General features: G+C 48.6%; 10 protein-coding genes and 1 pseudogene. 8 read left to right on the top strand and 3 right to left on the bottom strand.

Annotation, left to right across the window (positions count from 1 at the left end):
• Positions 1–78: 78 nt before the first annotated feature.
• On the top strand, positions 79–1137 hold the full coding sequence (locus tag BN1360_RS22745; protein WP_229521079.1) for a LacI family DNA-binding transcriptional regulator: 1059 nt from the start codon (positions 79–81) through the stop codon (positions 1135–1137).
• An 8-nt stretch (positions 1138–1145) separates the two neighbouring features.
• Here the strand turns inward: BN1360_RS22745 and BN1360_RS22740 are convergent, their stop codons facing one another.
• Complete coding sequence (locus BN1360_RS22740; protein WP_068782127.1) at positions 1146–2345, bottom strand: MFS transporter; 1200 nt, start codon at positions 2343–2345, stop codon at positions 1146–1148.
• 182 nt (positions 2346–2527) lie between these two features.
• Here BN1360_RS22740 and BN1360_RS22735 point away from each other — a divergent pair, with 182 nt between their 5' ends.
• A complete protein-coding gene (locus BN1360_RS22735; RefSeq protein ID WP_195714296.1) occupies positions 2528–3277 on the top strand; it encodes an acyl-[acyl-carrier-protein] thioesterase in 750 nt (249 codons plus the stop codon).
• Between the two features lie 264 nt (positions 3278–3541).
• Here BN1360_RS22735 and BN1360_RS22730 read toward each other — a convergent pair whose 3' ends face one another.
• Together BN1360_RS22730 and BN1360_RS22725 are read right to left on the bottom strand one after the other, a co-directional pair.
• A complete protein-coding gene (locus tag BN1360_RS22730; protein ID WP_068782125.1) occupies positions 3542–4726 on the bottom strand; it encodes a glycoside hydrolase family 130 protein in 1185 nt (394 codons plus the stop codon).
• 40 nt (positions 4727–4766) lie between these two features.
• Positions 4767–5993: an AGE family epimerase/isomerase gene (locus BN1360_RS22725; RefSeq protein WP_068782124.1), complete on the bottom strand. Its 1227-nt coding sequence runs from the start codon at positions 5991–5993 to the stop codon at positions 4767–4769.
• 620 nt (positions 5994–6613) lie between these two features.
• Here BN1360_RS22725 and BN1360_RS22720 point away from each other — a divergent pair.
• From BN1360_RS22720 to grpE, 6 genes and pseudogenes are all read left to right on the top strand, one after another.
• A pseudogene (locus BN1360_RS22720) lies at positions 6614–6818 on the top strand (glycoside hydrolase family 130 protein); the annotation flags it as partial.
• 108 nt (positions 6819–6926) lie between these two features.
• Entirely contained in the window at positions 6927–8744 is a 1818-nt protein-coding gene (gene lepA / locus BN1360_RS22715) for a translation elongation factor 4 (protein ID WP_068782123.1), read from the top strand.
• A 208-nt stretch (positions 8745–8952) separates the two neighbouring features.
• A complete protein-coding gene (gene hemW / locus BN1360_RS22710) occupies positions 8953–10143 on the top strand; it encodes a radical SAM family heme chaperone HemW (protein WP_068782530.1) in 1191 nt (396 codons plus the stop codon).
• Between the two features lie 185 nt (positions 10144–10328).
• Positions 10329–10796, top strand: coding sequence for an N-acetyltransferase (locus BN1360_RS22705; protein WP_068782122.1), 468 nt, complete (start codon positions 10329–10331; stop codon positions 10794–10796).
• Positions 10797–10902: 106 nt separating this feature from the next.
• Positions 10903–11940 (top strand): heat-inducible transcriptional repressor HrcA, encoded by a 1038-nt coding sequence (hrcA, locus tag BN1360_RS22700; RefSeq protein ID WP_068782121.1) that lies wholly within the window; start codon positions 10903–10905, stop codon positions 11938–11940.
• A 33-nt stretch (positions 11941–11973) separates the two neighbouring features.
• Positions 11974–12576 carry a nucleotide exchange factor GrpE gene (gene grpE / locus BN1360_RS22695; protein WP_082790172.1) on the top strand — a complete coding sequence of 201 codons (603 nt, stop codon included), beginning with the start codon at positions 11974–11976 and terminating at the stop codon, positions 12574–12576.
• The last annotated feature ends 35 nt before the right edge of the window (positions 12577–12611 follow it).

The raw sequence follows: 12611 nt of genomic DNA, 5'->3' as shown, positions 1-12611 counted from the left end.
TACTAATTTTTATAGGTAGAACTTGCATTATTTTTATTGAACACAAAACTGTTATTTTATTGCGGGGGTATTATAAAGTTGAAGAAGATTACGATGCAGCAGATTGCCGATCATTTGGGCGTGTCCAAATTTGTTGTCTCCAAGGCATTGTCCGGCAAAGGCGGGGTAAACGAAACCACGAAAAGCCGGGTCATTGAAGCGGCCTCGCAGCTTGGTTATTTTGCACAGAAGAATGCTTATATCAAAAATCAGGTAGACTTGCATTTTTACTCTGAGGCAAGCGGTAAGCAGTCTGTCATCGTGCTGATGCCTAACATTCGTTTTCAGACGAGGGAGTCGCTCTATTGGGGCAGAATTATGGAGGGGATATCTGCGGAGCTGGAACGTCGCGGGCTGGGAATGGTCATTATATCCGAGTCCCGTGTAGACAACATCATTCATGTTCTGAACCCGGGAGGAATTCTCGGGATGGTTGGCGTGGGGCAGATTGATTCATCGCTTCTGCTGGAGGTACACCGTCTTGGCATCCCTACCGTATTAGTGGATCATGAGGATGCGCTGATTCCCACCGATACGGTGTTTGCCAACAATATGGACAGCCTCTCCAGGCTCTGCAATCATCTGATTGGATTGGGTCATAAGAAGCTCTGCTTTCTCGGCAATCTATCCTTCTCGCGCAGCTTCCGTGACCGCTGGTTAGGCTTTCGTGACGCGCTGGAACGGAGTGGTCTGGAGGTTCAGCAGGGGGATGATCCGCTGCTGTGGCTCCAAGGGGTGGAGACAGAAGCATACGCTGATGAATTAACTGCTCTATTGCAGACCAAGCAACAAGAGAATACTCTGCCGACGGCGCTTGTCTGTGCCAATGATTCGATTGCGCTGAGAGTGGTCTACATTCTGCAGGACCTGGGTGTATCTGTTCCCGAACAAGTCTCGGTAGCCGGCTTTGACAATATTGATGATGCCGCCCGAAGCGAAGTTCCGATGACCACTGTAAATGTTCCCAAAGAGGCCATCGGGCGCCGCGCGGTAAAGAAGCTGATGGAACGGATCGAACAGCCGGATTTGGCTATCGAGAAAATATTGATGTCGACGGAGCTGGTTCTCCGTGAATCGACGGGAGCTGTAAGCAATTAAGTCGGCAATTAATTGGGAGATGAAGGCTGCCCATGTTTGCCGAACCGCTGTGACCAATAACCAAGTCCCATCGTGCCGATCAGTAGAACGCCTGTGATCCAAAATACGGAATGAATGCTCCAGACGCCGCTGATTGCTCCGCCAACAAGCGGCCCGAGCATTCCGCCTATCTGGTTGGCCGTCTGATTCAGACTGAAGGCGCGTCCGCGGAAGTCCGGTTTAGTCGTGCGGACGACCAGACCGTTCAGCGCAGGGAATACAGCGCAGAAGAAGCATCCGTACAGGAAGCGAATCGAAGAGAACCAGTAGATATTATGGAACGGAAGCTGCAGGAGCGTGCCGATTCCGCCAGCAAACAGGCCGATCAGCAATATTTTGTGAAATCCGACTTTGTCGGCATATTTCCCCCAGCGTGGTGCGAAGAGAATACTGGCTATACCGACCAGCGAGAAGACAATCCCTGAGACGAGTGAGGCATCCTTGGCGTTATGCCCCAGATCGACGATATACAAGGACAATACAGGCTCAATTGTCATCACTGAGAATTGCGTAAGCATTGTCAGGATCAGAACGAGGATCAGGGGACGATTATCGGCCGCCAGCTTAAAAGTATGTACAATCGATCCGGAGTCTTTGCTTGGAACGAATGAATCTTCCCTGACCATGAAAATAATCAGAATCGTAGCGAGGAAGCAGAGGACACCGGCACTGCCAAAGGCGATGCGGTTATCGAAGATTTTGGAGAGAATGCCGCCAAGCATCGGTCCCATAATATTGCCGGTTGCGGTCGCGGTAGACATCATCGAAAGGGCGTAGCCTACTTTTTTCTCAGGCGTATTCGTTCCTACGAGGGCAATAGACCCGGGGATAAATCCCGATAAAAGGCCTTGCAGGATCCGCAGGCCAAGCAATTGGTACTCGTTCGTAACGAAGGCGGTAAGTAGATAGATGACGCACAGGACGAAGCCGGCCCGGATAATCATTGGCTTGCGGCCATATTTGTCGCCAACGGCTCCCCAGAATGGGGAGGAGATGGCCCCGGCCAGAAAAGCGCTGCTGAACAGCACACCTGACCATAGCTCGATATGTTTGCTCACTCCAAGATCAATCAGAAAGAGCGGCAAGAACGGAATGACCATTGAGAAGCTGGATGATACAATAAAAGAACCGACCCATAATACCCATAAGTTTTTCTTCCAAGTTTCCACGGTTATCACTCCTGTTGACGATTGCTCAATAGAGTGACCAATGGTGGTATTATTCCATTGAGAATTCGCATAGATTTGTTCAGTTAGCTTCTATGATACTGCAATTGGCACGATTAATCATTAGAACCGATCACTTTCTACATAACAATTGTATGACCGAAGGAGTGAAGGAGCGAGTGGCATTGGCACAACATAAGAGAGAGTCTCACGATATTTTATCGGATCATTGCGACAGTATGAAGCGTTGCAGGGTCTCAACTTTGCTGAGCTGGTTACAACGGATTGCCGATGAGGAAGTAGCCCGACTTGGGCTGCCGATCGAGGAAATGATGCAGCAGGGAATGGCATGGATGCTCACAACAATTGATGTCGAGCTGCCTGCGAATATGCCTTGTTACGGCGACAAAATAACGCTGGAATCTTGGCATAAGGGACACAAAGGGGTCCAATGGCTGCGTGATTTCCGGATTTATGGTGAGCAGGGCGAGAGGATGGGCCAAGCGAGGTCGATATGGGTATTGGTTGATCTTGAGAAGCGGCGGATTTTGCGGCCTTCCGCTTTGCCTCGGGAAATACCGGCTGACCATGAGGATTCGGTAGGGGATGCGCCTCAGAAGGTACAGATCCCGGAAGGCATAGACTTGCGTCCGGCATATGACTATACAGTCCGGCAGAGCAGCATTGATATGAACGGACATGTCAATAATGCACAATTTGCGAGCCTGGGTATGGATGCATTGTCGGCAGAACAATTTGCTAGAGACATGACTCACTTCCGGATTACTTATCATCAGGAAGCGATGCTGGGCGAGACGATCACGATATTGACCGGAGAGGATAACGAACAGCGTTGCTGGATCAGCAGCAGGACGACGGATGATCGAATATTATTTGAAGCGGAGTTGGAGTTTAAAGCTCCTGCCGCTCGTTAGCTCCTCATATACAGAAGAAGTACCCGGGAGACTCTAGCCCAGGCACTTCTTCTTGTTTTTATTACAAGTGGGCGCTCAAAAAGGCTGGCTTTCAGCATCCAAGCTCGTTGCGAATTTGCTCCCTGATTCCCTTCGAATTTATTCGTTGTCAGAGTAGTTCCGATGAAATTCTATGTTGCAAGAAAGCCTGCTTTTGGGCACGGTCGCTCATCTATTGGATGACTTCGAACGGTTTTCCTATAAAAGCGGACCCTTTAACAGCCTCTAAGAGTGTACTCTCGTATATTCCAGATTCCGGTCGACTAAATTCACTCTTTGCTGTACACAAGCGTAAGAGCGAAACGGATCCTCAGGAGTGTTCATGCAGTAATCAAGCAGTTGGTCTATTGTCGTTGTTGCTACATGAATTCGTGTATCGGAGGAGGCGTAGTAAATGAACACTTCTCCACTCTCCCGGGCGATGACGCCGTTGCAGAATACGACGTTGGAGACGTCGCCAACCCGCTCCTCGCCTTGCGGGGCGATAAAGTGCCCACCCGGGCGATGCGTAACTTTGTAAGGCGCTTGCAGATCTGTAAGGAACGCATAGAGAACATATCTTAGGCCGGCTGCGGTGCCGCGGACGCCGTGCGCGATATGCAACCAGCCTTTGTCTGTCTTGATCGGGGCAGGGCCTTGGCCGTTCTTGACCTCTTTAATCGTATGGTAGCAGCGCTCATCAATGATGAATTCCTCGTCGATGCTGGCATGCTCGATAGATTCGGACAACCCCCAACCGATGCCCCCGCCAGATCCGGCGCTGATGAAGCCGTCCTGTGGCCGGGTATAAAAGGCGTATTTTCCATCGATGAATTCCGGATGCAATACAACATTTCTCTGTTGTGGAGATTTGGATTTCAGATCATCCAGCCGCTCCCAGGTGATCAGATCCCTGGTACGGGCGATTCCGCATTGCGCAACCGCACTGGAGAGGTCTCCGGCGGGAGCGTCAGGATCTTTGCGCTCGGTACAGAATAGGCCATAAATCCAGCCATCCTCATGCTGGACTAGACGCATATCATAGACGTTCGTATCGGGATCTTCGGTCTCCGGCATGACAACCGGATGATTCCAAAATCGGAAGTTGTCGATGCCGTTATCACTCTCGGCAACAGCAAAGAAAGATTTGCGATCATAGCCTTCCACGCGTGCTACGAGGTAATACTTATCCTTCAGATAGATAGCACCAGGGTTAAGAACGGCGTTAATCCCAAGTCTCTCAGCGAAAAATGGATTGGTGGCCGGATTGAAATCATATTTCCAGATAAGTGGTGCGTGCTCTGCTGTTAGTACCGGATATTTATAGCGATCATAGACTCCATTTCCGTAAGGGATTTTCTCATTAGGGCGGGTAATCAGATGTTCATAACGTTCTGTAATGGCTTGCTTCCGGTCTTCGAATAGACTCATAGTATTCCCTCCAGGGCTTATGTGATGGAACCAATTAAACTTATGAAATGGGTGTGCAGCGTTCATTTAATGCTTGATCTTTCACTCGCTTTAACATTTCCAGACATGCTCTGCTGTTATGGTAAGGGCATTTCCACGCGCTGACCTTAGGTCCATGGGGGAGAGGACATCCATCTGGGCTAACTCCCCAATACCATTCGCCATAGGTGTGATCAATAAGGTTTTTCTGAATGAACTGCCAGGAACGCAGCGCTGCTTGCTCGAAGCTCTGCTCTCCGCTTAATTGATAGGCGTTGAAAAATCCAACCATCGCTTCAGCCTGCGGCCACCAATCTTTGTTAGCGTCAATCAATCCGTTTGGACCTGCTTCGTTCCAGATTCCTCCGTCAGCGTCCACACCTGTTTCCAGCACGGCAGCAGCCATGGCGACAGCGGTCCGCTGGACCTCTTTTAACAATTCATCATTGCCTAGCACTTCCGCCGCCTCGACAAGCAGCCAGCTCCCTTCGATATCGTGGCCGTAAGAGATATGATCGCCCTTAACGTTCCAGCTCTCATCGAAGAAAAGATTGAAGCGCGTTTGCTGCAAATCGATAATATGCTGCATTGTGACCTGGATCAGCTCGGTCAAGCTTACGGTAAGCTCGGGCGATGGCCATATTCTATACAGATTGGTGTAGGCCTCCAGGATGTGAAGATGGGTATTCATCGATTTTTTCTCATTCAAATCTTTGCGGCTAAGACTCAGGTTATCCGTCGCTTTCCAATCACGGGCCAGAGCTTCGACATAACCTTTGTATACGCTGTCATAACTGTGCTTCTCCAAGAGCTGATAGGTGGTGATAGATAAGTCCAGAGCGGTTTGATGTTTCGTTGCCAAATAGTATTCGGACAGGGCGTATATGGCAAAAGCTTGCCCATAGATCTGCTTCTTATCGTTACTGGGGCGGCCCTGATAATCGACCATCCAGAAGAACCCGCCATAATCGGGGTCAAGAAAATATTCACTCAAATATTGATAAGCTCTATCGGCTATCTCGAGGTAATGGGGGACCTGCAGGGCACGGTAGGCTGCAGCGAAAGTCCATAGGATGCGCGTGTTCAAGACAAGCCCTTTGTCAGCTTCAGGGATTAGCTTCATAGGCTGTTCAATAGCGCCGTAGAAGCCTCCATTGACGTGATCGATGCTGTGCTCGGTCCAGAAGTTCAGGATGTTGGCTTGCAATTCCTGCTGCAATTCCTTGCTCCACTGCTCGAAGCTGATCATTTCATAACACCTCCTTTGTGGGAATCTTAATCTCAAGGACGTTTTCGGCAAAGGTTAATAAAACAGAATCGTTTTGTTGCATAAAAAGCACTCTGAAAACAGCGTTTGTTATCATTTGTTATATAACAATATAACAAACTAAACACCTCATAGCTAATATAAAACGACTCCCCGCTTATTTCAACAATAATTCTTGCTCGCTCCTTCAAATATTTGTTAGTATCTGTTGGTTGTCGAATCGCTGTGCTGCATTTCTAGGAACCGGGGAATGTGATTGCCTCGGGGGAGGTTATTAAAGTATAAGGACCAGAATTATTTGGTGAACTCATAAAGTTGGGAGGATCGACATAGAAGTTGGGAGGATCGACACATGTGTAATTGGGCATCATGCCGGATACAAAACATCGTCGTCATCCCGGCGGCTGGGTAACTCTAACGAAACTGACGAACGTTATTGCCTCAAAAAAAGTGACTTAAAAAATCTAACGAAACTACAGATCGTTATTTGGGAGAAAATCGGGTGTTTAGCTCCGAAAATGTCCAAATAACGCTCCTCAGTTTCGTTACAAATATTTAGTAAGCGTTTTGGCCCAAATAGCGATACCCAGTTTCGTTAGAGTTGGACGCTAGAGCGGGGGTTCGTTCCTAATGTTGTCTTCCCGTGCGCAACGCTGCAGGACGCCGCAACGGGGAGGATTGCCATATACTAGTGGTGCGGCTGATACTTATGTCGCTGTGGCGTATACAACGATCCAGGAAATTGCCGACTACGTGATTGCTACCCATGAAAATATCGCGGATGATGCTGAAATCGGCAGGTTATAGCCGGTTATTTATGTAAATGCAGCTTTTACAATTGTCTAATTGCTGTCCGTCCTTGCAACTGATATAATGAATTGATTGTACTCAAAGGATTTTGTGGTGGGGGTAAGGATGACAGATATTAAGCTTCGACAACAAAAAATTCGTAATTTCAGTATCATTGCACATATAGACCATGGGAAATCGACATTAGCTGACCGGATTCTCGAATATACCGGCGCGCTCACCTCCCGCGAAATGCAGGAGCAGGTGCTCGATAATATGGATCTGGAACGGGAACGCGGCATCACGATTAAGCTGCAAGCGGTTCGGCTGTCCTATAAGGCCGATGATGGTGAGGAATACATTCTTAACCTGATTGACACCCCGGGACATGTGGACTTTACGTATGAAGTATCGCGCAGCCTCGCGGCTTGTGAAGGCGCTCTGCTCGTCGTAGATGCGGCGCAGGGAATTGAAGCGCAGACGCTTGCTAACGTGTACTTAGCGCTTGATAACGATCTGGAGATACTTCCGGTTATCAACAAGATTGACCTGCCAAGTGCGGATCCGGAACGTGTGAAAGAAGAGATTGAAGAGGTAATCGGGCTCGATGCCAGTGAGGCGGTTCATGCTTCTGCAAAAGCAGGCATCGGGATCAAGGAGATTCTGGAGCAGGTCGTACAGAAGGTGCCGGCACCAACCGGCGAGCCGGATCAGCCGCTGAAGGCGCTGATTTTTGACTCGCATTATGACCCGTACAAGGGCGTTATCGTCTATGTGCGTGTTGTGGACGGTCAAATCAAGGCGGGTTCCAAAATTAAAATGATGGCTACCGAAAAGGTGTTTGAGGTTATCGAAGTGGGTGCCTTCAAGCCGCGGATGACCATTGTTGATGAATTAAACGTTGGCGATGTTGGATTTATCGTCGCCGGGATCAAGCATGTCGGAGATACTCGGGTCGGTGATACGGTAACAGATGCCAAGAATCCGACTTTAGAGCCGCTGCCAGGCTATCGCAAGATTAATCCGATGGTGTTCTGCGGTCTCTATCCGATCGAATCCTCGGATTATAACGATCTTCGTGAGGCCTTGGAGAAGCTGCAGCTGAACGATGCATCGCTTAGCTTCGAGCCGGAGACTTCCAGTGCCCTCGGCTTCGGCTTCCGTTGCGGATTCCTCGGTTTGCTTCATATGGATGTTATCCAGGAACGGATCGAACGTGAGTTCAATATTCCGCTGATTACGACGGCACCAAGCGTTATCTATCATATCACGCTGACTAATGGCGAGATGATTACGATTGACAACCCGTCTAATTATCCGGAGATCGGCAAGATTGAATATGTGGAAGAGCCTTACGTCAAAGCGGCGATCATTGTACCTAATGATTTTGTCGGTACCGTGATGGAGCTCTGCCAAACCAAGCGCGGTGAATTCGTCAACATGGAGTATCTTGATACGACCCGTGTGACGATTACGTACCAAATTCCGCTCTCGGAGATCGTCTATGATTTCTTTGATCAGTTGAAATCGAGCACGAAAGGCTACGCCTCCTTCGATTACGAAATTTCCGGCTACCGCAAATCCAATCTGGTGAAGATGGATATTCTGCTTAACGGCGAGCAGGTCGATGCTCTGTCCTTTATCGTTCACCGCGAGAAGGCGTATCATCGCGGCCGGATCATCTGCGAGAAGCTGCGCGAGCTGATCCCGCGCCAGATGTTCGAGGTGCCGATCCAGGCTTCAGTAGGAACAAAGATTATCGCCCGGGAGACTGTTAAGGCCATGCGCAAGAACGTGCTTGCCAAGTGTTACGGCGGTGACATCTCGCGGAAGCGGAAGCTGCTCGAGAAGCAGAAGGAAGGCAAGAAGCGGATGAAGCAGGTCGGCAGTGTTGAAGTACCGCAGGAAGCGTTTATGGCTGTACTCAAGATTGATGATAAATAGAAGAGATATCTTCAACTTCAATAGGGGGAAGCCTTCGGGCTTTCCTTTTGACTTATAAGCGAGCATAAAGACAGAGCTGCCTTTGAATCACAGTCGATCAGCCTTGAATGGCTTGGATCAGATTTCTTATTAAAAGCGGACTTTTCGAACCATATACTATTTAGGAGGCATTGCCGTGAACCATAGAATAAATAATGAAGGACAAGGAATGCCTGAACAGGACATTGAAGTGAAATCATCCGCTCCCAAGGCGGTTTATATTCATATTCCCTTCTGCACAAATAAATGCTTCTATTGCGATTTCAATTCGTATGTGCTGAAGGACCAACCGGTGATGGACTATTTGCGGGCATTGGACCATGAGATGGAGCTTACCGTCAGCCATACACCTCCGGAGGAAATTCGCAGCATTTTCGTGGGTGGAGGCACGCCTACCGTATTGAACCCGCAGGAGATGGAGTTCTTCCTCGCTTCTGTGCGCAAGCATTTTCCAAACTTTGCACCGGATATCGAGTTCTCGATGGAAGCCAATCCAGGGACGACCGATTTGGAGAAGCTAAAGGTCATGCGTGAGGGCGGTGTGAATCGGGTCAGCTTCGGGGTTCAGGCGTTCCAGAATGAGCTATTGTCCGGAATCGGCCGTATTCACAATACTGATGATGTGTACCGCAGCCTGGAGAATGCCCATAAGGCAGGACTGCATAATCTCTCGATCGATCTGATGTTTGGCCTGCCGAATCAGACCGTGGAGATGCTTGAATACAGTGTACAAAAGGCGCTCGCGCTTGGGCTGCCGCATTACTCGATCTACAGCCTGAAGGTAGAAGAGAATACCCTGTTCCATACGCTGTATCAGAAGAATCAACTTCCGCTTCCGGATGAAGAGGCTGAATTGAAGATGTATTTACTGCTGATGGAGCGGATGAAGGAAGCGGGATATAAGCAGTATGAGATCAGCAATTTTGCCAAGCCGGGCTATGAGAGCCGCCATAACATCACATATTGGCGAAATGAGGATTACTATGGCTTTGGGGCTGGAGCGCACGGATATGTAGGCCACCAGCGTCATATTAACATCAAAGGAGTTAACCCCTACGTAGAAGCGGCGAATACGCGGCTCCCACGTCTGGATCAGTTTACGGTTCCTCGCGAGGAAGCGATGGAGGACTTCATGATGGTTGGTCTGCGTATGCTGGATGGGATTCGTAATGCCGATTTTGAGGCCCAATTTGTAGTCAAGCTTGAGGATATGTTCGGCAGTCATTTACGCAAGATGGTCGAATCCGGATTGCTTGAGCGCCATGAGGATGAGGGGGGTTACCGGCTTAGTGAAAAAGGGATTTTATTCGGCAATGAGGTATTTGCCGAGTTTATCGACACTCTCACAGAGCCTAAATAAATATTAGCTCAAATGAAGAACAAAGATCTCGTCATTTTGGCGATTTCCTTTGTTCTTTCATTATATATGGGCTATTGCTCAGAGCCCACAGAATAGAACGAATTTTCCCTCTTGCAGTTTTATACGTCATCATGTATATTTATTCGTATTAAATATTGGAAGTTGGGATTTGAGGGGGAGAAGCTATGCCAGCCGTTGCGGTAAGCAGAAGAGCAACACTTGAGGATGTAGAGCAATTATACTTACTGATTGATGATTATGCACGGAAAGGAATTATGCTGCCGCGCTCCCGTAAAGTGCTGGAACGGCTGATTAATGACTTTGTGGTAACTGAGGTGGATGGAGCTGTCGTAGGTTGCGGATCACTTTGCAAATTGGGCGACGAGCTGGTGGAGATCCGTTCGCTCGGCATCGCCGAAGGCTATAAAGGGCAGGGGCTTGGCTCCATGCTTGTTAAGCAATTGGTGGAAGAAGCGAGAGCGCAAGGGATACCGAAGGTTATGGCGCTGACTTATGAGGTTTCCTTCTTTTTGAAAAATGGCTTCGATGTTGTAGAGAAAGAGATCTTCCCGGAGAAAGTATGGACGGATTGCGTGAACTGTTCCAAGCAGCATGCTTGCGATGAAATAGCAGTACTCAAGATACTGGACTGACTTGACAATCGTCAGGTTGGTTTGGTATTTTTGTAATAGGGTTTAGCACTCGACTCGACCGAGTGCTAACGGCCTGATCAAAATCTTGGATCTAGGAGGGATTTCCATGTTGACGGAACGCCAGAGAATGATTTTGAATGCTATAGTAGACGACTATATTCGCTCTGCGGAACCAGTGGGGTCCCGAAGCATCTCCAAACGTGGCGATGTCGGGTACAGTCCCGCTACGATCCGTAACGAGATGGCAGATCTTGAGGAGCTGGGGTTTCTTGAACAGCCGCATACCTCGGCCGGACGTATTCCGTCCCATAAGGGTTATCGGTATTATGTGGACCACTTGTCCCCATTAGATTTGCTTGCTCCTGAAGAACTCGCTACAATGAAAATGTTCTTTGCGGAAAAACTAAATGCACTTGAACAGGTTGTCCAGCATGCCGGAACGATTCTTTCCCATATGACGAATTACACTTCCATCCTGCTTGGGCCGGAAGTTTTTCATACGTCTTTGCGTCATTTTCAACTGCTCCCATTGTCCGATGATACGGCGGTAGCGATTATTGTGACGAGCACGGGACAGGTAGAGAACAAGACGGTGAAGATTCCGTCCGGCGTCTCAGTCTCGGAGATGGAGAAGGTCGTCAATTTGCTGAATTACAAATTGGCGGGAGTTCCGATCTATAAGTTGAAGTCTGCTCTGTATAATGAGCTTGGCCAGGAAATGCAGCGCTATGTGACGCATTTTGAAGAGCTGACGAAGGTGCTTGATGAAGCCTTCGACAACGGGCAGGATGGCCAACGTCTATTCCTTAGCGGAGCTACGAACATGCTGACACAACCGGAGTTCCGGGATGTTGACAAAATCAAAGACATCCTTGATCTGTTCGAGCAGACACCGACATTAATGAAGATGCTGGCTTCTGCTTCTATAGGCACCGGCATTCAAGTGCGCATTGGTTCCGAGATTAATCATGATGCCTTTGCTAATTGCAGTTTGATTACTGCAACCTATGCGATCGAAGGTGAATCTGTTGGAACGATTGGTATATTGGGACCTACCCGGATGGATTATGCTCGGGTGATACCGATTTTGGATATATTGTCCAAGAATTTGACCCAGTTTTTTACCAAAAAGCATGACAAGTAACTATTAGCGAATGTAAGTCAAGGAGGTGACATCTTGAAGGAACAACAGCCTGTTCAAGATGCAACGAATCAAGAGGAAGAATTGAATCATGGCGTGGATGTGAATCAAGATCAAAGTCATGAGGCGGAGGGTCAGACAGCACCGGAAGCCGAAGCGGTGCCAACCGACGCTGCGAATGAGGAAGCAAACGTAGAGCTTGATAACCTTCGGGCTGAACTGGAAGAGCAGCAGCAGCGGATCTTGCGCGTTCAGGCTGATTATGATAATTTCCGCCGCCGTACGCTGAAGGAGAAGGAAGAACTGGCTAAATATGCTTCAGCCAAGCTGATCTCCGAGCTTCTTCCTGTTATCGATAACTTCGAGAGAGCTTTGGGAACAGTAAGTGACAATGAAGCAGTTGTCGCATATTCCAAAGGCGTTGAGATGATTATCCGCCAATTTGAGAACGTACTTCAGTCCGAAGGGTTGAAGAAAATGGAGACTGTCGGCGAAGTGTTTAATCCAGAATACCATCAAGCCATCATGCAGGTGGATTCGGATGAATACGAAGCTGGCATCGTCGTTGAGGAAGTTCAGAGTGGATATCTGCTCAAGGATAAAGTGCTGCGCCCAGCCATGGTTAAGGTTAGCGGTTAATCGCTATGGGTACCCATTCTGGCGGCTAAGATTGA

This window comes from Paenibacillus sp. GM2 (assembly GCF_900069005.2).
Classification (GTDB): Bacteria; Bacillota; Bacilli; order Paenibacillales; family Paenibacillaceae; genus Fontibacillus.
This window is presented reverse-complemented; position numbering and strand designations above follow the sequence as displayed.

Coding starts and splice junctions, on each gene's coding strand:
- lepA (WP_068782123.1), top strand. CDS start 6,927: ATGACAGATATTAAGCTTCGACAACAAAAAATTCGTAATTTCAGTATC.
- BN1360_RS22725 (WP_068782124.1), bottom strand. CDS start 5,993: ATGATCAGCTTCGAGCAGTGGAGCAAGGAATTGCAGCAGGAATTGCAA.
- BN1360_RS22730 (WP_068782125.1), bottom strand. CDS start 4,726: ATGAGTCTATTCGAAGACCGGAAGCAAGCCATTACAGAACGTTATGAA.
- hemW (WP_068782530.1), top strand. CDS start 8,953: ATGCCTGAACAGGACATTGAAGTGAAATCATCCGCTCCCAAGGCGGTT.
- BN1360_RS22705 (WP_068782122.1), top strand. CDS start 10,329: ATGCCAGCCGTTGCGGTAAGCAGAAGAGCAACACTTGAGGATGTAGAG.
- hrcA (WP_068782121.1), top strand. CDS start 10,903: ATGTTGACGGAACGCCAGAGAATGATTTTGAATGCTATAGTAGACGAC.